Source organism: Vibrio sp. 1F279, assembly GCF_041439815.1.
Classification (GTDB): Bacteria; Pseudomonadota; Gammaproteobacteria; order Enterobacterales; family Vibrionaceae; genus Vibrio; species Vibrio tasmaniensis_A.
Genome location: NZ_JBGOOU010000008.1, coordinates 149,451 through 174,831, shown reverse-complemented (window position 1 = coordinate 174,831; position 25,381 = coordinate 149,451). Strand labels below are relative to the sequence as shown.

Sequence of the window (25,381 nt, the reverse complement as noted above, 5' to 3'; positions counted from 1 at the left end):
CGGGGGGTTAGTCACTCGGGCGGAACAGAGCCAGTGCCTTGTTCCGCAAGTGTTTAGGCGGGTGTGAACCATATAATTCAACAGGTGTGAAAGTGCAGGTATTAGGGTTTGTTGATCTTTTGAACAAAATTTAACCACGAAAGGTAAACAGGCCCTCGTGTGTTCGTGAAGTCAGAATGGCATTTTCGATGGTAGAAGGACACGATAAGGGCAGCCAGAATTTGACTGCCCAAGTGGTTAATTGTTTTTGGCCATGATGCTGTTGATTAAGCTTTCTCGCTGCTCCATAGAGACCGTCATTACGTCGTTGTAGGTGCGTTTCATGACTCGAATGTCATTTTCCAGTAGCTGAGCTAATTTTGTCGAGGCCGTTTGGTTGTCACCTTCTAGCACCAATTCGATGATCTCTAGGCGACGCTGGCACGATTTAGTGACCGAAGATTGAATGTGCATCGAGACGAGATCTGTCGCTTTACGTAGGCGATTATGTTGTTGCATGGTGCTCAATAAGAAGCGATTTCCTGAACATGCGGCAAGTTGCTCGTGAAACTCAGCACTGAGGCTAAAGAGTTGACTGGCGTTGACAGATTCTGGGGTCTGAATCGCTTGAGCATGGCGATCTCGGCAGCTTTCAATTGCACTGTTATCAAGTGTCCATGTTGGTTCGAGTAGGCCAGCAGGCTCGAAAATGAGTCGACAGCGATAACTTTCGGTGTGTCTTTCTAGGGTGTTCAACACACCATCAAGCTGCCATTTGTATCCTGGACTGCGACGAAAAATACCATCGCTTTCTAACAGGCGCAGTACGCTTTGCATCTCACCACGGTTGGCATCATAACGTTGTTGCAGGTCTTTCTCGGAAAACGACTGACCTAACTCACTAAAGAATAAATCCATGAGTACGCGCAGGTATAATTGTTCTTGGCGAGGTTGTTGGTCGTTGTCTTGGCCTGAAATTTCGATATCTGCCGCATCGGTTTGTAATACAGACCCTTTATAAGGGACGACTTTAGTGATGCCTTGCGCTGACAAGTGTTTTAGCACCGCTCGAATAGGGCTTCTTGATACTTCGAATTGCTGCGCCAAAGATGATTCGTTTAGGCTGCTTCCCGCTTTCGCGTTGTCGGCTTTTAGCCTCGCGATGACCTTGAATAACAAATTTTGTTGGAGCTTTGTAATTGTCGTTATGTCCATGACGCTCAGAGTATGTGTTTAATCTTGATTCCATGGTAAACACAAAAAGGCTTAAATACCATAAATTGTGTTTTTGTAACCAAAAGACAATGTTGATCGACCTGTTGCAATGGATAGGTTGGTTGGTAATTTAGCGGTTGATTGGGAATTGATCGGTTAGTGATAGCTTTGTTGGTAAGTGCGTTGATGAGTGGGTAAGAAGAGAGCCCGCTTAAAGTCTCGACTTCAAATGGAGGCTTCAAACGGGGCTTTAAGCGGAGAAAGTGACTTCTCGTGTGTGCTTATTTTCTCATTAGATAGAGGAAGTAGCCGCCACCAATCAGAGAGGCTAATAGACCTGCAGGGAACTGCCAAGGGAACCATAGCGTACGACCAATCCAGTCGGCAGCAACCATGATGATAGCGCCTAATAATGCTGCAGTGAGCATTTGAGGAATCGCGCGATATTGGTGAAGCGAACGCGCCATGTGCGGCGCCAATAATCCAATGAAACTTAATGGCCCAATGACGATGGTGCACAGAGTTGTTAGTGCCGCGACTAGCAAAAGCAAAGCCAATCGAACAGCGGTTGTGTTCATACCTAGGCTGCTTGTGGTGACGTCGCCTAAGTTAATCAGCTCTATCCAGCGATTCAAAGACAGCGCCACTGCACTGATGATGGTAACCCCAACGGCGAGCAAAATGACATCTTGATTAGCGACTAAATAAGTCGAGCCTGAAAGCCAAGTGAGGAGCGCGGTTGCATTCTCATTACCCGAGCTCATTGTGATGCGCAATAGAGCGTCGAGCCCCGCACTTAGCGCGATGCCAGTTAACAAGGTTGGCGTTGGGGCAAAATTGTGTTTTCTTCCCATCAGCCAAACCACGGCAGTCACTGAAGTTGCGCCGAGTGTACCAAGCAGCATTTGCTCTTCTCGGCCGACTGCTGTGCCAAATAGTGTGCCGAGCACTAACGCCAGAGCAGCCCCTGAGCTGATCCCCAATACTTCGGGGCTCGCCATTGGGTTGTTTGAGATGCGTTGAATAATCGTGCCTGCAAACGCAAGCCCGATCCCTGCCAATAGCGCGACTAATACACGCGGTAGACGTAGATCGAATAGCGATGGGTTGAGTTCAAGATTCCAGCCGAACTGGTTTTTACCTACTGTAAGGGCAAGAACACACATTGCCATCAATAGTACTGACATCGCGGCAAGTACTTTACGCGTACTGACGAATTTGTAGTGCTCAATGGTTTCACTGCGGTTTTTGAGATCGGACTGCAGCTTGGTACGTTGCAGTAACCACAATAAGAAAGGAGCACCCAGTAGCGCCGTCATTGCGCCGGTAGGGAGAAGTTCGCCACCGAAGCCAGAGAAGGGCTGAATCACTAAATCCACAATCAATAGAATGAAGCTGCCTACCAACCCGCTGACCAGAATCTGTTTCGCGAGTGCTCTTACACCGATAAGCCTAGCGATAGCAGGAGCCACAATGCCAACGAATCCGATTAAGCCTACTTCACTGACTACGGCTGCAGTAATAAAGATCGCCAACGATAAGCAAAGCAATTTGATTTGTTTGATGTTTACACCAAGCGAAGTGGCGACATTATCGCCAAATTGCAGCGCTGATAATGGACGCTGTAAAACCAGTAATAACAGCGTCGGGATCGAGACTAAAGGTATGAGAACCTGCACGCTCGACCAATCATTCTGATTCAGTACACCTGCACCCCAAACAAAAATACTGGTAAGCCGTTGTTCATGCAGCATGAGCAACATGGTGTTGAGTGAGCCTAAAAATAGGCTGACCACCATACCGGCTAACACCATGTGTAATGGTGAAAAGCCTCGTGCAGAACTTAAGGTAAAAACTAAGCCTGTTGCAAGGCAGCCCCCAATGAAAGCGGGAATAAACCCTGGGATAGCTAGGTTAGCAGGAATTAAAAGGATCCCTAATACCATGCCGAGTTCTGCGCCCGCAGCAACACCCAATGTGGTAGGTGAGGCAATGGGGTTACGCAGTACAAATTGCATCACACACCCAGCGACTGCCAGTGCAAAACCACAAATGAGAGCGACGGTAAGCCTAGGTAAATAGGTGAGGTGAGTAATCAGATGCTGATAATTTGAAGAATCAAAGTGAAACAGCGTATCCCAAATCAAGCCAACCCCTTGCGAGTAAGGAGCGGTAATTTGCAGTAGCGAGCTGATCAACAAAACAGCAGCGACAGGTAGTGCCGCTGCCTTGATACTGAATCGCCCGGTGACGGTTTTTTCGATCTTTGCGGTAGCCATTATTTTTGGATAAGCAGTTCGGTAATGTGGTCACTAAACCTTTGAGCGGCGATTAGCCCACCGAAGGTCCAGATGGTAGGAAGTTCGTAAACGGAGTCTGTACGCGTAAACGCCATCGCTTGCCAAAGAGGAGATTGAGTCAGTTTCTTATGCTCTTCTTCCGTTAGCGGGCCAAAGATCATCACATTCGTCTGTTGGTGTTCAGCGAGCCTTTCAGTACCTGTAGTGGTAAAACCCCAGAGGTTTGTCTGCTCTTGCCAGTCGTTTTTAAGACCCATGCTGCTTATGGTGGCTTGCGCTAATGAACCTTGGCTATGAATGCGTAAGGTTTTGTCGTTGATAAAGCGTGCAAAAATCAGTGGTTTGTCTGAGTTGCCTGCGGCACGTATTTTTTCACCGTTATCGCTTAATCTCTTGTTTGTCTCATCAATCACTTGTTGGGCGCGTTGTGCTTTGTTAAATAGCTTGCCTAAAGAGAGGGTAACCGAAGTTGCGGATTCAAGTGGTTGTTTCTTTTTGCTGTAGACACTGTAAACCAAGACAGGTGCGATTTTATTGAGCTGGTGGTAGGCCGCCGTCATATGCTCACTGATTAAAATGACGTCAGGTTTGAGTTTTGTTAGCAGCTCTAGGTTTGGTTCTCTTCGGGATCCCACATCTGTCACGTCTGCATTTAACGCAGGTTTTACCACCCATTGCTGATAACCTTGTGCGTCTGCCACACCTTGCAACTCAACGCCTAGGCTTAATACGGTTTCGGTGAGTGCCCAATCTAAAGCCACCACTTTTTTAGGTGTAGCATCGAAAGAGACACTGCCCATTTCATGTTTGATTTCTAGTGCGTGAACGCTCTCTAGAGCAAGGGCGTTGAAAGCTAATACTGTGAACAGCATGGTGATGAACTTTTTCACAACAGGTTCCTTTTGATTTAAGGGATGTAGCTGATAGGTTGCCCTGTCTCAGGGTGTTTAAAGAGCGCAAGCTCCATTCCGTAGATTTGCATCAGTGTTTCTGGCGTCATCAAATCTTTAGGCGAACCGGAAGCAATCACTTTTCCAGAATGAAGCGCAATCAAATGATCACTGAATTTGGCGGCCATGTTGACATCATGAAGCACCATGATCACGGTTAAGCCGAGTGACTGATTAAGCTCTCTGATTAAAGCGAGCAATTCATGCTGGTGCGCGACATCGAGTGCTGAGGTTGGTTCATCAAGCAAAATACATTGGCTTTGCTGAGCAAGCAGCATGGCGACCCAAGCTCTTTGTCTTTCTCCGCCGGAAAGTGTCGCGACAAATCGGTCAGAAAAGGCGTTAAGGCCAACTTTCTCAATCGCTTCGTCTACGATGGCATAATCATCTTTGCTGTAACGTCCAAATGCGCCTTTCCATGGATAACGGCCAAAGCAAACCAGTTCACGAACGGTCACGCCATCAGTAATCGGTGGGTGCTGCGGCAGGTAGGCGACTTGGTGTGCAAATTCAAGGTTACTGTATGAGGCGAGTGGTTGCTCATTGAAGAAAACGTCACCTTCTGTTGACGTGTTTTGTCGACTTAACAGTTTAATGAGTGTCGATTTTCCACATCCATTATGACCAAGCAAGGTGGTGATCTTCTTTGGTTCAAAGGTCAAAGTCGTTGGCGAAAGGATTTTCTTACCGTCGATTTCGAACGAGGCATTGGTAAGTGTGTACATAATGCAATATGAAGTTGAGTTATGGGCTGCTAGCCGCTAATGTAACACAGTGAAATCAAAATGATAATTATTCGCTAAATCAATCTATTTATCATTGTAATATGCTCGTGCCCACTACGAACCTACCAACCTTATCTAGCGCCTTCGATATTATGTCTGTGATACAAAATAAAAAATTTCAACTATTGGCTATTGGTCTTGCTTCGGCTCTTATGGGAATTGGGCAAAACGGCTTACTCGTTTCCCTGCCTTTTCTTGTGGAACAGTCTGCATTCAGCTTGCCTACGTGGTCGATTCTTATCGCGGTAGGAAGCATATTATTTCTGCCATCTGCGCCGTTTTGGGGAAGGCAGAGCGACAAATATGGCCCTAAAAAAGTAGTCATTCAAGCACTGATAGGCATGGCCGTCAGCTTTGCTTTGTTGTGCTTTTTCGCCATGTTTAGCAAACAGGGGCAGGCATTCGTGTTTTGTTTGATTGGGCTGGTGGTCGCGCGAATTATTTATGGTTGTACGGTGTCTGGAATGGTGCCTGCGAGTCAGCATTGGGCGATATTATTGTGTGGTGAGAAGAACCGTTTACAGGCCATTACATCAGTGAGTCTTGGCCTAAGTGTTGGTCGATTAATTGGGCCTTTGGTCTCCATTTTAGCGTTAAAGTTATCGCCTTTTGCTCCCCTGATCGTGATGATCTTTTTACCGTGTGTTGCTTTACTTGTCACGATGTTGTTACCAACCCCTAAAGAAGAAACTCGGAAGGTTGAAGGAATAGGGCAAGCATCTTGGTTACCGAATAGTACATTACTGCCTTTTTTATCTTGCGGGTTGTTGTTGTGTGCCGCAGTCGCGTTGTTGCAATACAGTTTTTCTCCACTTATCTATTCGATCACCCGTTGGCCTACCGATCAAATAAGTGACACGATCGGGATTCTTTTGACTATCAGTGCTGCCTGTACTTTTGCTACTCAACTCTTGGTTATCAAAAAAGAAAAGCTGACACCGTTTGTTATGTACCGTTGGGGGGCATTGGGTCTGCTTGTCGGTTTTGGAATGTTCTTGATCCCCAGTATGTGGGCGTTTGCTGTGGCGATGGTAGTGACGGCGATTGGCGCAGCGTTGCTTGTTCCTGCTTACACGTTGTTTGCCACTGAAAAGCAAAGTGAGGCTCCGGGCGCAGCCGCAGGGTATATCGCCATGTCTCATACTCTAGGCTATGGCGTTGCTTCATTGCTTGCATTTACTTCAACCTTGAACCCTCAGTATCCCATCTACTTATGTGGGCTGTTTTCTCTACTGATTTTCGCGACGACTTATGTTGTAAAAATAAAGGGAAATACCAAGCTCGCTGAGCAAGCTTAATCTTATATGTCCCCTGATACTTTTTAGTGAATCAGTTAACAGCCGTAAGTAAACGGCTTTGTATCGAACTTTGATTCACTAATTTATGTCTTTGAAAGCTGCGTCTTCGAAAACCACATCCCCTTTTAACACTGTCATCAACACCTGAGTCTTGGCTATTTGTCTTGCCGATACTGTAGTGATGTCTTTGTTGAGAATCGCGAAGTCCGCTGATTTTCCAACCTCAATAGACCCCGTGACGTCTTCGATACCAAGGCTCTTTGCTGCATTGAGCGTGTAAGCGTCGATAGCTGTGTAGATATCAGTTAGGCCTGTTTTACCCATGATTAAGCTATTTGCGATTCCAACTAGAGGGTTGATGTCGTGTACGTTCCAGTCACTGCTCAAGGTGATATTGGCATCAGTCTTAAGTATCGCGTCTAAGTTCATCATGGCTTTGGCGCGGCGAGCACCAAGGAAAGCTTCGGCCCATTGGTGTTGATGTTTGGCTACGTAATCGGAACCGACTTGGAAGTCCGCCGAGACATTGAGCTGCTTGAAGCGGGGAACGTCTTCATCATTGATTAACTCTATGTGAGTTAGGGTATAAGGCTTTTGCGAACCTTGTTTACGCACGCTTTCTATCGCATCAAGAGATTCACGAACGGCACCATCACCAATCGCATGAATGTGAGCGCTAAAACCGATTTTATCGAGCGCGGTTAGCCACTCTTTCATCTGTGCTGGTGGAATGTAGTTTAGGCCATTGGGAGACTGTGGCAGATAGGTATCTAAATAGGGCGCGAGTGTTTTTGCTGTACCGTTAATGAAGATGCCATCGCTGTACATTTTTACCTGATCGACGAGCAACAGACGGCTTTTATCATCGGAATACATCTTCCCGAAGACTTCTAATTGAGAGGGTATCGCCATTGATGGGTAAACCCAAGGGCGTAATGACACGCGAGCCGTCAAATCTTGGTTTTGCTCCGCTTCTAGCCAAACGTCATACCAGCCTCGTTTCCAGTACATCCGGCCGTCACCGATGGTGGTAATGCCGTGCGCAGCGGCTTCTTCAAGACCGAACATTAACCCTTGGTAGCTTTGTTCAAAGAGCTCGCTTTGGCTGTTCCACGCCATCTCCATAATTTGGTCGCCAGCGTTATCTAATAAGATGCCATTGAGCTTGCCGCTGTCTTGGTCTTTTAAATAAGCGCCACCTTGTGGATCAGGAGATTGTTGGCTTATTTTGGCTATTTTTAAGGCTTTTGAGTTGACCCACATAGAGTGAGAGGTTTGCTCCATAAGCACCACGGGGCGATCAGGGAAGATACTGTCGATGATCTCAAGTGGTGTGTATTCAGAGTCGCTGTCGAGTGTCGACTCAAGAGAAAAGCCATAACCCATCAGCCAGCCTCGACCATTGGTTTCGGCATTGATTTTACACGCTTCTAAGTAAGGGATTTGCTCTTCTAATGTGGCTTCAGAGTCTAGTTCGCAATTGCCACCCAGCTCTGAGGCGGCTTCAAACACATGGTTATGATTATCAATGAACCCCGGCAAAACAAAGGCATTCTCCAAGTCGATGACATCGCTACTCTGACCTTGAAAAGATTGCGCCTGAGCGTGGTCACCGATGAAGATGATCTTGCCTTTATGGGTAACGATCGAGTCTGACTCGCGATGCCCATATATGTCGGCATTGGTAAAGATCTGGTCTGCGGTTAGGCTTTGAGAAAAAGCCGATGGCACAGAGACTAGGCTAGCGAATAATGCAATCCATGCAGTGCGTGGCAAAGTGAGCTTATTGTTCATTGTTATTTATTCCATGTTCCACTGTTTAGTAAGTATAGAAAGCGAGTGGTAAGAATCATATCGCGGATTTTTGATAATAAAGTGTCCATAGTTGCTCTCCTGACTAAGTTAACTTGCCGTAAATTTAGTGGTGACTCTGACTCAATATCGAATAGCAATGAAACACCATTGATTCATTCGCAGACTAAACAATTCACATAAGATTCTGAATAAATTACAGTTAGGTGAACTTTAAAAATGGATTTAACGTATTAGCAAGGATGTAAGTTTATGTTTTCACAAGGCTTACTCGCATTACTAATAAAAACAAGCCGAGGTTAGGATGAAAAAAATATTATTGCTGCTTAGTGTGATTCTATTGGGTGGTTGCGCGGGCATGCCTGAAACAGTAAAGCCCGTTCAACAGTTTGAATTGGATAGATACTTGGGCAAATGGTACGAAGTGGCTCGTTTAGACCACTCGTTTGAGCGTGGCTTAGATAACATCAGTGCCGAATATAGCTTGCGTGATGATGGTGGCGTTAAGGTGATTAACCGCGGCTATTCGGCTGAAGATGGCGAATGGAACGAAGCGGAAGGTAAGGCGTACTTTGTCGAAGGCAGCGATCAGGGTTATCTAAAAGTGTCGTTCTTTGGCCCCTTCTACGGAGCTTATGTGGTGTTTGAGTTGGACAAAGAGAATTACCAATACGCGTTTGTTTCGGGCCCAGATACCGACTACTTGTGGTTACTTTCAAGAACACCAGAGGTTGCACCAGAAGTGATGGAGAAGTTCAAAGCGATGTCTAAAGAGCGTGGCTTCAATACTGATGAATTGATTTACGTTGAGCACAGTAAATAAGCTGAGCGCGCTAGGTTAACGACAGTTGATTGAGAAAAAGGAACAGATGATGAGTGCATCTGTTCCTTTTTTATTGGTTTGGTTTTGTATGAACTAGCCTTGTCGACGAACCTGCAACACGCTGAGCACCGATAGTGAAAGGAAGAACGCCGGATCACTCCAGCCGAAGCCAACAAATATTCCTGTAAACGCTGCATACAATGTGATGATGGCGCCGAGCATATTTGTAACCACCAAGCCTTGGATGAGCTTTTTAGCGGACAAGCCAGGTTCAATGTCTCTAAGCAGCCAGCTTATTGCAGCGATACCACCCAAAAATATACTGGTGTGTTGAGAGAGAAAGTACGCGTACTTATCATTGATCTCTACGCCGTACATGGGCCACATTACCGTTGGGATAAAAAACAGTGCGATGGCAAACCCTGCGTAAATAATGCCGTGTAGGCTAAGAAAAGTTTTGTTGTTCATTACGTATATCTCTCTCTATTTATTACTTAGCTATTCAGTATCTTTGTTGTCATTCAGCGAATGAACAAGTTTGATTAACCGTTGATTGGGCCTTTATTAATGGTAGTTAATGGCTGATTGACGTCAAAAATCACACCACGCACTTCTTCAACACCCATCTCTTTTAAGCGAGCAGCGTGCATCGCCAGATAGGTTTCAGCACTCAGCTGATCTTCAAATAAGTAGACGCCGCCACCCAGCTTTTCAGCTTCGTTCTCTGTCCAAATTTTCCAGATCATGCCCGGTTCGTTGTTAATAGACTTTGCTAGGTCAACGAGTGCGTTTGACATCTCTTCACCAAATGGGCCGCTAAATTCAAAATCGACTTGTAATAATTTCATGGTTATTTCTCCAAACAGTTACTTGGTATTGCGCTGAGACTCATGGTCATTTCGCAAAACATAGGAGGCTTGATTGCCTGTTGAAATAGATATTACCTGTAAAAAACAGACGGAAAAGTTCATAATATAGTTATTAACTGTCAGGATTTTAGACCGATGAGATTGAAAACCACCCTCGACCAATGGCAAACGCTTTACGAGATTGACCGCGCAGGCAGCATTCAAGCGGCTGCATTGCAATTGAATAAGAGCCATACCACGCTGATTTATGCGCTGAGAAAATTGGAGGACCAATTAGGCGTGACTTTAGTTCAGGTTGAAGGTCGTAGGGCGGTATTGTCGGAGGATGGGAAATCACTGTTGCGCCGTGCAAGCAGTATGTTGGAACAAGCTCGCGAGCTAGAGTTGATCAGTGAACAGCTAGCGAAAGGTGTTGAGTCTGAAATTGTGGTTGCTGTTGATCACTTGTGCTGCCTTGAACGCCTTTATCAACCAATGGCTGCATTTTTGACGGAGAACAACACCACATCGATACAAGTGATTGAAACGTCTCTGTCTAAAACAACGGAAATGGTCACTCAAGAACTGGCTGATGTGGCTATCATCAACTTGCCTATTACTAATTACTCAGCCGAAGCCTTTGGTTTTACGATGATGGAGCCAGTAGTTGCTAGCTCACATCCGTTAGCAAGTGCCGTTTCAGTGTCGTTGAATCAACTGTCGTCTTTGCCGCAAATTGTGGTGCGAGATTTAGGTACACGATCTAATCAAGGCACTAAAAGCCAAGGGAACAAACAGGATGTGGGTTGGTTGAAGTCGAGTCAGCGCATTACGGTGGATAATTTCGATCATGCGTTTGGCGCGGTAGAGCAGGGAGTCGGTTATTGTCGACTACCAAAGCACATTGTTGAAAGTCGAGGTAGCGACAAGCTCACTGTGTTGAATGTCGAAAATGGCAGTGGGTATCACGTTCCGCTGCACCTGACTTTACCAAAAGGAGCCAAGACAGGCCCTGCTGCTAAACGTTTCTATGAGTTACTTCTTGAGTCAGCTTCAAATGCGAGCTAACGGTTAAATATTCTAAGATTAACGAGGCTGATTGCCGTTTAAGAATAGCGCGACACATTCGCGAGTGTAGTGAAGTCTTTCTTCTTCAGATTCTCCGCTATCGTGTCCGAAGAATCCCCAATACGCCGATTTGCCGTGAAACATCAACAACAGTTGGCGTGCTGCAATGACTGGCGAGCTTGATGTCGACAGTGTGAGATCACCAGAGTCTATTTTCGACTGCAAATAATCAGCAAGTAACTTGGTGGTTTTCTGAGGGCCAGTTTCTAAATAGATAGAGGCGATCTCTGGATGCGTATTCGCTTGGCTAATGGCATTTTGAAAGGTTTGTCTAGATTGTTCATCAAGTAATAAATCCTGAAACTTCACACCAAATTTCACCAACTCATCACCCACCGCAGCATCCATATCAAAGGCAGCAGGACTGAGTTCTCGCTCCGCACACTTGGTTTGCATGCAGGTTTCGAAAAGTTCGTCTTTGTTTTTAAAGTGAGAGTAGACCGTTTGCTTAGAAACGTTCGCTGCTTTGGCTATCTGATCCATATTGATCTTGAAGCCATGTTCAGAGAAAAGTTGGCTGGCTGCGGTTAAGATCTGCGATCTCTTCTGTTCACTCTTGATGATTTTAGTCACGTGCTTGCTTCTCGTTACTTAGTGTTGTCTCGTTACCTAGTTTGTCTCGTAGCTTGGTGCCTGTTGGTGCTCAGTTCTATGTGTCTCGTTTTACGCTAAGCATTATGCTTTTTGTGATGGTTTTATCAATCATTAACGATGAAACTTATTTTTAACATAATCAAACTAGACAGTCTAGTTTGATTTGGTTAGTCTAAAAAAAGAACATAATTGAGTACCGCACAGGAACAGTACGTATGTATAAATTGATGAAGGGAAGCGCAGTGGCAGTGGCGTTGTCGGCTTTTCTTGTTGGATGTGGCGAAAAGGAACAAGCCCAAGAGTCGGTTGATTCAACCGCTGAAACGGCATCGAGCGTCCAAACCATTTTAACGGTGGAAACGATGGCCTTGGCGCTGTCTTCCTCTTATGCAGTACAACGCGAATATGTCGGTGTGGTTAAGGCGGGTCAACAGGCTAATTTAGGTTTCGAACTGGCGGGCAAAGTAAACGAGATTCTGGTGGATGTCGGTGACACAGTCACAACGGGTCAGCCGTTGATTAGACTGGATACCCAACTTTTGGAAACCGAGTCTAGCCAACTGAAAGCGCAGGCTGAAGAAGTCAAAGCTCAATTGAGTTTGGTGGCTGCGAACCTTAAACGTCAACGTTCATTGAAAGCGAAAGGCTTCAGTGCCGAAGCTGAGATTGATTCGTTAACCAGTGAGCAACGCGTATTGCAGGCGAACTTGCTGCGTATTGATGCCTCGGTAAAAGGCAATCAATTGAAGCTGGTGAAATCGACAATTCGTGCGCCATATTCAGGGACCATCGCAACACGCTTTGTCTCGCTTGGAGATGTAGTGAATGTAGGGAATCCAACTCTTACACTGCTTGCCTCTGAAGGGAAAGAAGCCTTTATCGGTATTCCTGCCCATCAAATGAAAAAGGTTACTTCACTTTCCGCCCCAAGTATTCGCGTCGGGCGAGATGAATTCGCTGTGAGACTGTTGAATCCGGGCGCAATGGTCGACACACAGTCTCGCAGTGTCGGTTTGCGTTACTTGTTTCCTGAACAATCGTCGGTGTTAGAAGGGCAACTTGCCTATTTGAAATTTGATGAGCAGATTGATGACCAAGGCTACTGGGTGCCATTAACGGGTTTGATTGATGGATTGCGCGGTGTGTGGAACATCTTTGTGATTGGTGAAGACAACAAAGTTGAGCGCCGAAGTGTTCAGGTGTTGTTTGCCAACAATCAACAAGCGTACGTGAGTGGGGCGATTGAAGACGGTGAACAAGTGATTGCCAGTGGCTTACATCGTTTAGTTCCTGGACAAACCGTGAAGCCAGCAAGCGTTACTGCTGAATAGGAAATAGCATGAAAATCATAGAGACTATTTCCAACACTCGACTGCTTATCTTAATGACAGCACTGCTGATGGTGAGTGGTATTTCTGCGTTCATGACGTTGCCACGTGCAGAAGACCCAGTAATCATCAACCGTTACGCGAACATCACAACCAGTTTCCCCGGAGCCAGTGCCGAGCGTGTTGAAACCTTGGTAACAGAAGTTATCGAGAACAAGCTGCGTGAGCTGAGTGAAGTTAAACTCGTGAGCTCAACCTCAAGGCCGGGCGTGTCTATTGTCACCTTAGAATTGAATGACACCATCACCGAGCCTGAGCCAGTTTGGTCTCAAGCTCGCGACAAGCTATCTGACATCGAATCCATTTTGCCTGCGGGCTCTCATTCTCCCGATCTCGACAGTGATCATACCTATGCTTTCACAACTATCGCATCTCTAACCTGGTCTGGTGCAGGTGAACCTGACCGATTAACACTCGGGCGCTATGCCAAAGAACTCGCTAAGCGACTAAGAACTTTGTCGGGTACTGAATTCGTTGATGAATACGGGATGCCACAAGAAGAGATTCAAATCAGTTTACGTACGGCCGATGCCGCCGCGTTGGGGCGTTCAAGTGCCAATATTGCTGAGTCGCTCGAAGGGGCAGACGCCAAGAACTCCGCCGGCGAGTTAGTGAGTGCTTATTCTCGCTTTGGCTTAGAAATTAAATCTGAACTCGATTCTATTGAACGTATTAAGCAAGTGCCAATAGCCACTGATAGCAAAGGTCACATCATCCGTATGGAAGACATTGCTTCCGTGAAACGTGGTGAGAAAACCCCACAAGACCAGATTGCCATTATTGATGGTGAGCCGGGTGTGATTGTCGCGGCAAGAATGCATCCTGATCTGCGAGTTGATAATTGGACGTCGCGAGCTAATGCTCTGATTGGCAAGTTTGAGCAAGAGTTACCAAGTAACGTTAAGGTGACCGTGCTCTTTAATCAGCAAGGTTATACCGAGACTCGCTTAGACGATTTAGGCAAAAGCTTGATGATCGGTTTCGGTCTGATCTTGATTGTTCTGTTTGTCACTTTAGGCGTGCGTGCCGCGATCTTAGTCGCCATTTCTCTGCCGTTAACCTCATTATTGACCTTGTCGATCATGAAAATGACCGGTGTGCCGATTAACCAAATGTCGGTGACAGGCCTAATTGTGGCGCTCGGGATCATGGTTGATAACGCGGTGGTGATGGTCGATACCATTCAAGCTTATCGTTTGAAAGGGCAACAGCGCGCTGAAGCGACCATGAATGCATTGAAGCATTTATGGGTGCCGTTATTAGGCTCAACCTTAACTACCGTGTTGGCGTTTGCCCCGATTATCTTGATGCCGGGTGCATCGGGTGAATTTGTCGGTGGTATTGCGATTACCGTTTCTTTCTCATTGATCGGCTCTTACATTATCTCGCACACCTTAATCGCAGGATTGGCGACCAAGCTACTGCCCAAGCAACTCAGTGATGTCGACAAGAAAGGACAGCACCATTGGTACATGACGGGTTTGAGAATCCCGGCTTTGACGCGCTGGTTCTCATCTTCTGTCCGCTTTGGTGTCACGCATCCAATCATCACGATTGCTTTGGTGTTGTTGGTTCCGTTTACCGGTTACTGGAGTATGTCTCAGCTGACTGAGCAATTCTTCCCGCCATCAGACCGAGACATGTTTGAGATTCAGGTTTATATGCCGCCGCAAGCGAGCATTTATGCCACTAAAAACACCTCTGAAAAAATCGACGATATCATTCATCGTTACCCTGAAGTGGAGCGTATCGATTGGCTCGTGGGTGCAAACTTCCCATCCTTCTATTACAACCTGCAAGCAAGGCAAAATAATGCGCCATACTTCTCGCAAGCCATGGTGAAAACAGAGAACTTTGACCAAGCCAATGCGCTAATTCCACAGTTGCAAAAGGTGTTGGATGAAGAGGTGCCGGAAGCACAAATCTTGGTACGTAAGCTTAATCAAGGGCCTCCATTTACCGCGCCCGTTGAACTGCGGGTGTATGGTGAAAACCTCGATACGTTGAAAGCGATTGGTGAGGATGTGCGATTGATTTTGGCGGGTGTTCCTCATGTGACGCACACAAGGGAAACGCTGCAACCGGGTACGCCGAAGGTGTGGTTGAAGGTCGATGAAGATACCGCGAAACTCAACGGTATTTCATTGAACCAGTTCGCAGGTATGCTGCAAACTACTCTGACAGGTCGTGAAAGTGGCTCTGTGATTGAAGGCAGTGAGTCGGTACCAATCCGTGTTCGTGTGGCAGATGAGGCGCGTGAGAACTTAGCGCATTTAAGCAATATCCGTTTACCAATCAGTTCAGATGTCTACTCGACAGGTATTAACGTATCGACACTGGCCGAACTTGAATTGACGACCAGTCGCGGCGCGATAACCCGCCGAAATGGGCAACGTGTGAATACCATTGAGGGCTACATTGAAGCAGGAGTCTTGCCTCAAACCGTGCTTAATGAATTCCAAAAACGCCTAGCAAGCTATCAGATGCCATCGGGTTACACGATTGGTTTTGGTGGCGAATCCGCTGAACGAGATAATTCAGTCAACAGCCTTATCTCGAATGTCGCCGTTGTGGTGGTATTGATGGTGTTGGTGGTGGTGATGTCGTTCAACTCGTTCCGAATGAGTAGCATTATCTTCATGGTAGCAGGATTGGCTGGTGGGCTAGGGCTGTTATCGGTGTGGATCTTCGGTTATCCGTTCGGCTTTACGGTGATCATCGCCATGCTCGGCATTGCGGGCTTAGCGATTAACGCTGCCATTGTGATTCTGACGGAATTGAAACTCGATAAGCAAGCCTCATCAGGCAATGTGGACGCGGTCGTTGAGGCAGTGATGTCGTGTACTCGCCATATCAGCTCGACAACGATTACAACCGTTGGTGGCTTTATGCCATTGATTATTGCTGGTGGCGGTTTTTGGCCTCCATTTGCAGTCGCGATTGTTGGCGGTACAGTATTAACCACGCTTATCTCGTTCTACTTTGTGCCTGTGGTTTATCATTTGATGACTAAAAATCAGCGTAAAAACATAGTGACTCAAGCTGCGTAACTGTTTTTCAATTTAACTGCTCTTCAATTACCCATAATCGAGCCGTATCTGGTTCGATTATGGCGTTGTTCTCTCACTAAATTCATTCCAACTACCCTTCAAAAATATCACTAAGCCAATCTTCAAGTTGCTCTCGTTTATCTTGTGGGCCATTGATGATCACCAAACCGTTTAGTGTCGCGTGATCCCAAGATATGGTGCCAGTAGCTAGCGCATCGAACACATCGAGTTCCGTAATCAGTAATAGATCTTCCTCTGTAGGCAAAGTATCTCGACCTGACACATCGACACCTTTCTCAAGTTTAACTTGGCTGTAATGACCTTTAATTGCTTCGAATAAGTTGAACTCAATTTTGCTTGGGTGGGGTTTCGCAAGCGCAGCCTTGACGGCAAAGAGTCGAAAATGATCCGGTTTATTGAGGTTGTTGAATTCATCGTCTTGTCTGGCTGTGATGACGTTGCCAAAGACTTCTAGTGAACCGGGCTCTGTCACTAAACTAAATCCTGTATCTTGGTGAAGACCACAAGCGAAAGTTAGGGAAGATGTGAGTGAAAGAATGAGAGCAAATCGTTTTAGCATGTGTGAACCTTAAACGAACTAGGGCAGTTTTCTTACTTCAACAATAGATCGAGATTGTTGAGTGAAGGTTGCGAACTGTACCAACAAATAAACGATAAAGGGACCACAATAGGTCCCTAAGTTATCGGCTCGCCATCCTTAGCATGCCTTTGCTTGGTGTATATCTAATTAACGAACGATTAGCATGATCTCTTCTGGAGTCATTGGCTTATCGAAGTAGCTCATGAATTGACCGAAGCCTTTGATGTCGCCGTTCGAGAACTTGAATGCACCAGACTGTAGGTTGCTACCAATCACTTGTTGAGCGTTTGGACCCGCAATCAAGATTTGGTTCAGTACTGCACGAGTGGTGTCGATTTGAACGTCTGCGCCTTTTACTGCTTCTTCGTGTAACTGAGCAATACCGTTACGGATTTCGATAGTGAATGCTTCGTTCGTATCAGAGAAGTTGTACGTTAGCATCATGTTCACGTCTAACGAGTTTTCTGCGATAAGCGTTGAAGTCATCATGTCGAAGATCTGCTTACTTGGTAGCGCAGTAAGCACGTCAACAGAAGCGAAGCTGATCATGTTAGAGAAGTCACGTTTGTTCTCTAGTTCAGCCGCCGCGTTAAGCGCCCAGTTACGCCAGTTGATGTTCACTTGGTCTGCAGCCCATGCTTTGTAAGCTTGTGCTTTCATCTCGCGAGCTTCCATATCTTGCTTGTTTACCGTGATTGGGTAAGAAAGAATTTCTGCTGCAAATGTGTAGTTTTCAGCCTTAATTGCTGCTTGTGCAGTCGTAAGGATGTTCTCACGGCCGCCCATGATCTCTACGAACGCTTTAGCACGTTGCTCGTAAGCCATTGGCTCTAATTGCCATGGATCTGCTTCGAAGAAACCGTTGTAACCAACGTAGATCTGACGAACAGCATGTGCAACGGTACCGTAGTGCTCTCCTAACCAAGGGTGCTCAGCAAGGTGCTTAGGAAGTTTAACGACTTCAACTAGCTCGTCCGGCGTCATACCTTTGTTCATGTAACGGATAGTTTGGTCATGCGTGTATTGAATCGCATCACGGTAAGCCGTTAGTACGTCAGCTACCGCTTCTTTACCTTCAACTGGACGACCGTGAGAGTTAATCATGATCTCAGTGTCGAACTTACGCATTACGTCGATGCCCTTGAACCACATTGATGGGTCACGGAATTTAGTACCACGAATAGTGTGAAGATTAGGGAAGTTCTCTCCTTGAAGTACTTCCGCAGCGTGCAGAATTTTCTGATCTGGGAAGTAAACCACTAACTCATCTTTCGTTTCAGATGGCACGTTCTCAATGTGCATTTTCACGCCAGCGATTTCGATTTCGATGTGGCTTTGGCTTGGTACAAGCAGGTTTGGTTCGATGAACGAAATAGCACCTTGCATGAAGCGTGGGCCAAGGCCGTCATTTACTGTACCGTGCTCACCTTCTTCTACGTGCTTAGCACCTGTGTAAGAAGTGCGGTGACCAAATAGAGTACCTAGGTTTGAAGACCAGTTAGCCACTGCAGCTGTTAGGCCTTCTTCAGCGATGATTTTTACTTCACCTGATGCTACTTCTTCGTCAGTAACCCATGCACGCACGCCAGAGATGTGGTCGATGTGGTTGTGAGAGTAGATGATTGCTTTAACCGGTTTGTCTGTGATTTGACGGAACTGCTCTTTAACCGATTGAGCCATTTCTACTGACTCGCCTGGATCAACAATGATGATGCCGTCAGTACCTTCAATCATGACTGGTGTGTCTAGACCGAAGCCGTAACCAAGGTAAATATTGTCATCTACTTGGATGATAGCTTGGTCCATTTTACGACCATGCTTGGTTAGGATTGGATGAACGTGGTCAGATTCTGCAGTGTAAGCTAGAGAATCGCCCGTTTTAGAAACAACCTGGATACGTTCGCCTTTACCCCAGAACATGTTTGACTTGTGTTCGAATAGAACCTCGCTTTTGTAGCGTGCATCAAGATCGATGTTTTGGTATTGAGCTGCGTTTGCCGTTTGAAGTTCTTGGCCTACTTTCGATACTGCTTCAACAGTGGGTGTTACTGATGCAAAACCAGAAGCAAATAGAGCGCTTGCGATAGCAACAGGAAGAGCCATTTTTTTGAATGTATTAGTCATGATTGTGACCTTATATTTGGATACAGGAATTGGATTTCTTGACTCAAATAATAGAGAGGGTAGAGGTCGCTATCTACACGCTAATAGTATTTCAATACATCGCTTTTGCGATGATTGGATTATCATTGATATTGTTTTTTCGATTTATATCGGAGGTTAAATTAGGAAGATTGGTTTGTGATAGATACAAAAATGCCCTGAAAACTAGGGCATTTCTTAAAGAACTAAAAGTAATATTTTCGATTATCTAAGTGCTTACCAAGCTCCTAAGTAAGACTTGTAAGATTGCAGGCGAACTGTTGCTGCACCGATAACATCAATGAAGCCCCAGAACGGATGCGGTTTCTCAGCCGAGATCCAAGCCGCGCCAGTTGAACCAATAGGGATGTTGTAACCTTCTGGTTCGATGATCTCAAGAACGATGGTACGGCCTAATCCGTTACTATTTCTTACAACGTGTTGACCAACACTCTGTGGGCCTTGAAATGGAGAAATAGCCGCTTCGCCAGTACCGGTTGTGAAGCTGTGTACTTTTGCTCTGAACACGTGACCTGGGTATGCATCAACGAAAAACTCTGCGAAATCGCCTTTTTGAACATATCCGTAAGTTTGATCAGAAACTCGCATTTCTAAAAATTTCTTGTTGGTGTTGTAAAGGTGCATGTTGCCCATGACTGAACCTTCGGCAATGTTGACAATCGCGACTTGTCCATCAAACTCAGCACGAATCGTCTTTTTCTCTTGCGCCCAGTTCACTTTTTGAAGATCGGCAACCAATGAATTAAGTTCAGCGTTCATTACACGTAGGTCAGAATCGTATTTCTCAACATCACGCGCATTAAAGATTTGCGGTGATGTTTCAGCACGCTCAAGATCTCGTGTCATCTGCTTGATCTGTTCTTCCTTCTTAACAATGGCAGATTCGATCTTTGCTTTGTCAGCTGCAGAGTTAATGTCGACGAGTGTGTAAAGTACATCGTTTTCTTTTACTCGTTGGTTGTGGTCAACATGGATTTCATCAATTTGTTGGCCAAATACAGGCGACATTACCGCGTGTGGTGCTTTTACTGTGGTTGAGTTCGTTAAATCAACCGGCGCCCACAAGCGAGAAATAACCGCCAATACCGCAAGAATCGTTACGCCGCCAATGGCAGCCCACGTGTAGTTTTTGAAGTTCTTCTTCAGTGCGCCTGTCGCAAACAGTGACCATACAATTAGGATGTATGGAATCATCATCTCTTTCATTATGCGACCTCTTTTTCTGTAGGGGATGGTTTTGTTGGAGTCTTTTCTTCTGAAGCCTGTTCTTTTGAAGGCTGAGCTTCTGAAGACGGTTCTACTGGAGACTGTTGTGTTTGAGACGGCTCTGTTGCCGATTTTTCAGGTGATACGTGGACTGCGGCTGCCTCTGAATTGGTCGCGTCTTGTTTAGGCTGCACACCACGGCGAATGACATCACTCAGTGATTGACCAATATGTTTCCAGTTCGCTAGCGCGATAACCAAGGCGATAACCCAGAATGTTTTGCTGATGAAGAGCCCGCAAAGTGACAGTGCAAAAACGATCTGTACGTGAGCGCTTTTGTGTTCTTTTGCTTTATGCACACCCAGTTCATGCAACTGCCACATGCCGTAAACACCGGCTAATACCACAGCAATGGTCACCGAGAACAAGTAACCAGAGAAGTACTCCATCTGGAAGAAGTTCATCATCATTTCATTGGGATGATTGTTGAATTGAGACATGTCGATGTCTTTAGAATGGATAGTGCCTAACGGTGCAAGAGCCCATGCACCAGCAAACATTACCGCCATAAACAGGCAGAATTTAATCAAGACCATCACAACGGCCCAGATTTTCTGGAAAATGATTTTTATAAAGTTCATATCTCAACCTACATCAATAAGAAGAGAGAATTTGCAGCCTAGAAGTCACCTTTAATGACATCTTAAAAAGTAGATGTCTATTATGTGGGTAGATTAGTGCCCATAATAAACAAAAGTAATAGATGATATTTAAAGTGATATTGCACAGTCCAGACAACCGATTCTCGGTATCAAGAAGCGAATATGCTTCTCTACAAATCAATCTTTATTATTTGTCAGCAGACGTAAATGAAATGGCTATGAAGCGTTCGAATTAATATTCGCGCGGCTTTCTAGCGACTGTTTTTATTACGTGTATTACCTCGACAATCGAGGGGCTCTTCCATGACAATTGACATACCAAAGTAAAACATTTGTCAGTTTTCTATTTGGGCTGGTGATTGATTTGTTAGCAGGATAATAGGAAGAGTTTTGACCAGTATCTACCCAGAATTACGATTTGATAATATCGTAATTACGATTAGTAGTTATAACTATAAATCGGTAAAGTGATTTATTTGAAAAGGCTCATATACAGATAGAAAACATTGTTCATTAACTTGGTTTGGATCATAGAAGTCGATGAAAAGTACTAAAAAGGCTGGCCTAAAATATTGAATAAATTAGACCAGCTCTAGGGAGGATTTTAATCGATTATTTGAACGGGTTTAATGTAACAGGAGCAATAAAGAATTTTAGGTTCCAATCTGGTGCATATGGCACATACTCAGCTGGATTGGTCGTATTAACATTTGCGTCTGGTTTCATTACGTAATATTGAAGTTCTACACCCCAACGAACAGGCATCGGTCCAATCTTAAACATATCGATATAGCCTAACCCGACAGGTACAGTAAATTGGTCGGAACCATCTTTTGTCCAATCAATTTGAATATTAGGCGTCATACCAATTAACGCGGTGTTGCTGACACGATAGTTTAAGAAGTACTGGATGTCCGCTTGATTGGTTGATTCAGTAACGCTGTCGCTACCGCCTACATCCCACCATTGCTGAGCTAAGAAACCAACGTTCCAGCTTTCAATACTTGCTGGGTTACCGGTTTCTTTACCAAGGCGAGCGACCATTGCCGCAGGGCCTACTTGCCATTTATCTTGGGTTAAACCATCAGTACCAGTTGGCATGATCACCGTTGGACCAACACCCCAAATCCAGCCGTCATCACGGTTAGGCGCTGCCATTGATAGAAAGACGGTGTCTCCCATGCCATTTGTACGACCTTCAAAGAAATCACCGTCTTCACGGTCACCTGGTGAACTGTAGTGGTTGGCTACCAGACGGTTCACCAAGTTCCATTCGCCATCCATGATAGGAACAGGCATTACTGGTTGAAAGCTGAAACGGTTTTGCATTTCATGGTGGCCATCTTCTTTCTCAAGAAAGGTGTAATCATTCTGAGTGATTAGCATCCATACGTCAGATACCGGGTTAGCCGATTTTTTTGCGGCTTCCTGAACTGAGAGTTGTTCCTTTTCAGCCAGCGCAGAACCAGAGTAAGCGATAGCCGCACCGCTTAAGAGTAGGGAAATTATTTTAGTGTTTTTCATATTGATACCGAGGGTCATTATTTTGGTGCCATTGTAGTATTCACAAAAGGAATGTATATGTACCGAACGGAAACTCAGTGTCATGTAATTTGAGACAATGTTGTGGTTTCAAAGCGCGTTGCATGAAGTACGCCCCATTATTAAAGGGCTTACGGAGAAGGGAGGGCTTTATTGTCTCAATATATGAAGATTTATTGAGGGTTGATGAGTGTGAGTAAAGTCTGGTTAATATGCTATTTATTAGCAAAATAATCGATGCGTTATACCTTTAATAAATGTTTTTATTGACGATATTTAATCGTTTTTACGATAGCATGGTGTTTATGGTCGCCTAACGAGTAATGATATATGAGCAACGAAATCCCCAATTTCAACCTACTTGCTGTGTTTTCTGCGGTGATGGAGCAGGGCAGTTTAAGTAAGGCTGCGGATCAACTCAGTACCAACCAATCGACCATCAGTACCGCGTTAGCCCGCCTAAAAAAAGAGATTGGCCAAGAGCTTTTTGTTCGTAAAGGAAGAGGTGTTGCGCCTACGTCTTATGCGCAAAGCTTGTATGAACAAATTAAAGCGCCGATCAATGAACTCAATGGTGTGTTTCAGTCGATGGCTAATTTTGATGAGCAATCCTCTGAGCGTAAGTTTGTGATCTCTGCGCCTGAGCACTTACAGTGGGTATTACTCAATAGTTTCGCGGCGCTTCCCAATCAAAATTTGTCGTTAGAAGTGTTTGATCAACCAGACAGTGATGAGCGCATTTACGAAGATCTTTTGACGCAAGAGTTCGATGCGATGATCGATATTGTGGTGCCTGAACACCCAAGTATCGTCAGTGAAACACTTTATGAAGGCGAGTTTGTGATCGTGTGTCGATCTGATCACCCACGAATCCAAGGTGAAATCAGCGAAGCTCAGTTCCTGAGTGAAAAGCATGCTGTATTAGACAGAACACGACGCAAAGTTCGCAGTTTAAATCACTACACTTCTTTGGATCTGTCCCAACGTAAAATCGTATTTCATGGGCGTTCACTGTTCAGTAATATCTTGCTGTGTAGCCAATCCGATTACATTACTGTCGTGCCTTTATCTATGGCCGTGCAGTTCCAAGAAAAGTTAAGTTTGCAGCTGTTCAAGCCGCCTTTTGAATATCAGCCGATGTCTCACTACCTGATTTGGTTGAAGAAGCAGAGCAGCGACCCCGCTCATAAATGGTTCAGAGAACAAGTCATCAGTACATCAGATGCAATGTCGAAGGCGCTTAAAGATAGGCGTTTGCGGTTTTAATTGAGAGTTTAATTCTAGGGAAGCATTGGCTTCCCTTTTTTGCGTCATTGAGTTCGTGTTAGTCATAAAGTTCATAACAAAAAATTATCACATTGAGAATTTTTGATAATTTCCTTAATTCCTCGCTGAATCGTATTATTTCACTCAGAGATTAGTGGATAACCTCCACTCAAAATAATAACGGCGCCATGCTTGTGGTGCTAATAAGGGCGAAATATGAAATTCCTACACACAATGATCCGAGTTACTGATTTAGACAAGTCTATCGAGTTCTACACCAAGGTATTGGGAATGAAGGAACTTGAACGCCATGAAAACAAAGACTACCGCTACACATTGGTTTTTGTTGGCTACGAGCAAGGTGGCACGACTATCGAGCTAACGCACAACTGGGATACGAATGAGTACGAGATGGGCAGCGCGTTCGGTCATCTGGCATTGGGTGTAGACGATATTTACGCAGCATGCGACAAGATCAAATCGCTAGGTGGCAACGTGACTCGCGAAGCCGGTCCAGTGAAAGGCGGTTCAACTCATATCGCTTTTATTACTGACCCAGACGGCTACCAAATCGAACTGATTCAACTAGGTTAATCGAGGATATAACAATGACAAATGCACTATTTCAACCAATTCAACTTGGTAATATCGAGCTTAAAAACCGTATTGTTATCCCACCGATGACGCGTTCTCGCGCAACGCAACCTGGTAATTCAGCAAACGACATGATGGCGGCTTACTACGCTCAACGCGCTTCTGCAGGTTTGATTATTGCGGAAGGCACACAAATTTCACCTATGGGCCAAGGTTACGCTTGGACTCCGGGTATCTATTCTGATGAGCAGATTGCGGGTTGGAAAAAAGTCACCGATGCCGTACATGAAACAGAGGGTGTTATCTTCGCTCAACTTTGGCATGTAGGCCGTGTCACACACCCAGACAACATTGATGGTGAACAACCAATTTCGTCTTCTGCACTTAAAGCAGAAAACGTAAAAGTATTCATCGATAACGGCACTGATGAACCGGGTTTTGTGGATGTGGTTGAACCTAGTGAGATGACGAAAGAAGACATCAAAGAAGTGGTTGAACAGTATCGCCAAGCGGCTTTGAACGCGATTGAAGCAGGCTTTGATGGTATCGAACTTCACGCCGCGAATGGTTACTTAATCAACCAATTCATCGATTCTGAAGCAAACAATCGCACTGACGAATACGGTGGTTCAATCGAAAACCGTTTACGTTTCCTAGGTGAAGTGGTTGAGGCTATGGTTGAAGCGATTGGTGCTGACCGTGTTGGTGTGCGTCTTGCTCCGTTCACATCGTTGAATGGTACCGTTGATGCTACGCCAGTCGAGACTTACACAGCGGCGGCAGCATTACTTAACCTATACAAAATTGTTTACCTGCACATTGCAGAAGTCGATTGGGACGATGCACCTGAAACACCGAAAACCTTTAAATCAGCAGTACGTAATGCTTACCAAGGTGTCCTGATTTATGCGGGTAAATACGATAGCGATCGTGGCGAAAAAGCGGTTGCTGAAGGCGTAACTGACATGGTTGGTTTTGGTCGTCCATTCGTTGCTAACCCAGATTTACCAGCTCGTATTCAAAATGGTTACCCACTTGCGGCGCACGATCCAAACACGTTGTTCGGCGGTGCTGAAAAAGGTTTAATTGATTACCCAGAATACGCAGGCTAAAAACAGCTGCCTGAAGCAGAGTATTGAGATAGTATCTTGATCCTGTTGAATGTTTATAAAAAGCA

21 protein-coding genes are annotated in these 25,381 nt (G+C 45.3%); 8 read left to right on the top strand and 13 right to left on the bottom strand.

Annotated features, from left to right (window positions below):
* Window positions 1-237 precede the first annotated feature (237 nt).
* From ACED60_RS08815 to ACED60_RS08800, 4 genes are all read right to left on the bottom strand, one after another.
* Complete coding sequence (locus ACED60_RS08815) at window positions 238-1,194, bottom strand: GntR family transcriptional regulator (RefSeq protein ID WP_371727341.1); 957 nt, start codon at window positions 1,192-1,194, stop codon at window positions 238-240.
* A gap of 281 nt (window positions 1,195-1,475) precedes the next feature.
* Window positions 1,476-3,473, bottom strand: a complete 1,998-nt coding sequence (fhuB, locus tag ACED60_RS08810; RefSeq protein ID WP_371727340.1) for a Fe(3+)-hydroxamate ABC transporter permease FhuB — start codon at window positions 3,471-3,473, stop codon at window positions 1,476-1,478.
* The gene (locus ACED60_RS08805; protein ID WP_371727339.1) at window positions 3,473-4,384 is read right to left on the bottom strand and encodes an iron-siderophore ABC transporter substrate-binding protein; all 912 of its coding nucleotides are present in this window, start codon (window positions 4,382-4,384) and stop codon (window positions 3,473-3,475) included. The genes fhuB and ACED60_RS08805 overlap by 1 nt, the downstream gene beginning before the upstream one ends.
* Before the next feature lie 17 nt (window positions 4,385-4,401).
* Window positions 4,402-5,169 carry an ABC transporter ATP-binding protein gene (locus ACED60_RS08800; protein ID WP_371727338.1) on the bottom strand — a complete coding sequence of 256 codons (768 nt, stop codon included), beginning with the start codon at window positions 5,167-5,169 and terminating at the stop codon, window positions 4,402-4,404.
* Window positions 5,170-5,270: 101 nt separating this feature from the next.
* Between ACED60_RS08800 and ACED60_RS08795 the strand changes: the two genes are divergently transcribed.
* Window positions 5,271-6,527 carry an MFS transporter gene (locus ACED60_RS08795; protein WP_371727337.1) on the top strand — a complete coding sequence of 419 codons (1,257 nt, stop codon included), beginning with the start codon at window positions 5,271-5,273 and terminating at the stop codon, window positions 6,525-6,527.
* Between the two features lie 78 nt (window positions 6,528-6,605).
* On the opposite strand, the gene ACED60_RS08790 is transcribed toward ACED60_RS08795, so the two are convergent.
* A complete protein-coding gene (locus ACED60_RS08790) occupies window positions 6,606-8,321 on the bottom strand; it encodes an amidohydrolase (RefSeq protein WP_371727336.1) in 1,716 nt (571 codons plus the stop codon).
* Window positions 8,322-8,643: 322 nt separating this feature from the next.
* Here ACED60_RS08790 and ACED60_RS08785 point away from each other — a divergent pair, with 322 nt between their 5' ends.
* Window positions 8,644-9,162: a lipocalin family protein gene (locus tag ACED60_RS08785; protein WP_371727335.1), complete on the top strand. Its 519-nt coding sequence runs from the start codon at window positions 8,644-8,646 to the stop codon at window positions 9,160-9,162.
* A gap of 93 nt (window positions 9,163-9,255) precedes the next feature.
* Here the strand turns inward: ACED60_RS08785 and ACED60_RS08780 are convergent, their stop codons facing one another.
* Both ACED60_RS08780 and ACED60_RS08775 read right to left on the bottom strand, forming a co-directional pair.
* Entirely contained in the window at window positions 9,256-9,630 is a 375-nt protein-coding gene (locus tag ACED60_RS08780) for a hypothetical protein (RefSeq protein WP_009847186.1), read from the bottom strand.
* A 74-nt stretch (window positions 9,631-9,704) separates the two neighbouring features.
* Window positions 9,705-10,010, bottom strand: coding sequence for a monooxygenase (locus tag ACED60_RS08775; RefSeq protein ID WP_371727334.1), 306 nt, complete (start codon window positions 10,008-10,010; stop codon window positions 9,705-9,707).
* 156 nt (window positions 10,011-10,166) lie between these two features.
* Here ACED60_RS08775 and ACED60_RS08770 point away from each other — a divergent pair, with 156 nt between their 5' ends.
* Entirely contained in the window at window positions 10,167-11,078 is a 912-nt protein-coding gene (locus ACED60_RS08770; RefSeq protein ID WP_371727333.1) for a LysR family transcriptional regulator, read from the top strand.
* Window positions 11,079-11,096: 18 nt separating this feature from the next.
* Here ACED60_RS08770 and ACED60_RS08765 read toward each other — a convergent pair whose 3' ends face one another.
* Window positions 11,097-11,711, bottom strand: coding sequence for a TetR/AcrR family transcriptional regulator (locus tag ACED60_RS08765; protein ID WP_004736309.1), 615 nt, complete (start codon window positions 11,709-11,711; stop codon window positions 11,097-11,099).
* 236 nt (window positions 11,712-11,947) lie between these two features.
* Between ACED60_RS08765 and ACED60_RS08760 the strand changes: the two genes are divergently transcribed.
* Both ACED60_RS08760 and ACED60_RS08755 read left to right on the top strand, forming a co-directional pair.
* Window positions 11,948-13,063 carry an efflux RND transporter periplasmic adaptor subunit gene (locus ACED60_RS08760; RefSeq protein WP_371727332.1) on the top strand — a complete coding sequence of 372 codons (1,116 nt, stop codon included), beginning with the start codon at window positions 11,948-11,950 and terminating at the stop codon, window positions 13,061-13,063.
* 8 nt (window positions 13,064-13,071) lie between these two features.
* Entirely contained in the window at window positions 13,072-16,170 is a 3,099-nt protein-coding gene (locus ACED60_RS08755) for an efflux RND transporter permease subunit (protein ID WP_371727330.1), read from the top strand.
* A gap of 91 nt (window positions 16,171-16,261) precedes the next feature.
* On the opposite strand, the gene ACED60_RS08750 is transcribed toward ACED60_RS08755, so the two are convergent.
* From ACED60_RS08750 to ACED60_RS08730, 5 genes are all read right to left on the bottom strand, one after another.
* Window positions 16,262-16,750: a hypothetical protein gene (locus ACED60_RS08750; RefSeq protein ID WP_017101598.1), complete on the bottom strand. Its 489-nt coding sequence runs from the start codon at window positions 16,748-16,750 to the stop codon at window positions 16,262-16,264.
* A gap of 168 nt (window positions 16,751-16,918) precedes the next feature.
* Window positions 16,919-18,895 carry an alkyl sulfatase dimerization domain-containing protein gene (locus ACED60_RS08745; protein WP_371727329.1) on the bottom strand — a complete coding sequence of 659 codons (1,977 nt, stop codon included), beginning with the start codon at window positions 18,893-18,895 and terminating at the stop codon, window positions 16,919-16,921.
* Between the two features lie 255 nt (window positions 18,896-19,150).
* On the bottom strand, window positions 19,151-20,140 hold the full coding sequence (locus tag ACED60_RS08740; protein ID WP_371727328.1) for an efflux RND transporter periplasmic adaptor subunit: 990 nt from the start codon (window positions 20,138-20,140) through the stop codon (window positions 19,151-19,153).
* On the bottom strand, window positions 20,140-20,781 hold the full coding sequence (locus ACED60_RS08735; protein WP_017096899.1) for a hypothetical protein: 642 nt from the start codon (window positions 20,779-20,781) through the stop codon (window positions 20,140-20,142). The genes ACED60_RS08740 and ACED60_RS08735 overlap by 1 nt, the downstream gene beginning before the upstream one ends.
* Window positions 20,782-21,414: 633 nt before the next feature.
* Window positions 21,415-22,344 (bottom strand): hypothetical protein, encoded by a 930-nt coding sequence (locus ACED60_RS08730; RefSeq protein ID WP_017096898.1) that lies wholly within the window; start codon window positions 22,342-22,344, stop codon window positions 21,415-21,417.
* A gap of 330 nt (window positions 22,345-22,674) precedes the next feature.
* Here ACED60_RS08730 and ACED60_RS08725 point away from each other — a divergent pair, with 330 nt between their 5' ends.
* The 3 genes from ACED60_RS08725 to ACED60_RS08715 all read left to right on the top strand — a co-directional run bounded on the left by ACED60_RS08725 (window position 22,675) and on the right by ACED60_RS08715 (window position 25,316).
* Window positions 22,675-23,610, top strand: coding sequence for a LysR family transcriptional regulator (locus ACED60_RS08725; RefSeq protein WP_371727327.1), 936 nt, complete (start codon window positions 22,675-22,677; stop codon window positions 23,608-23,610).
* 216 nt (window positions 23,611-23,826) lie between these two features.
* Window positions 23,827-24,204 carry a lactoylglutathione lyase gene (gloA, locus tag ACED60_RS08720; RefSeq protein WP_122046385.1) on the top strand — a complete coding sequence of 126 codons (378 nt, stop codon included), beginning with the start codon at window positions 23,827-23,829 and terminating at the stop codon, window positions 24,202-24,204.
* Window positions 24,205-24,218: 14 nt separating this feature from the next.
* On the top strand, window positions 24,219-25,316 hold the full coding sequence (locus tag ACED60_RS08715) for an alkene reductase (protein WP_371727326.1): 1,098 nt from the start codon (window positions 24,219-24,221) through the stop codon (window positions 25,314-25,316).
* Window positions 25,317-25,381 lie beyond the last annotated feature (65 nt).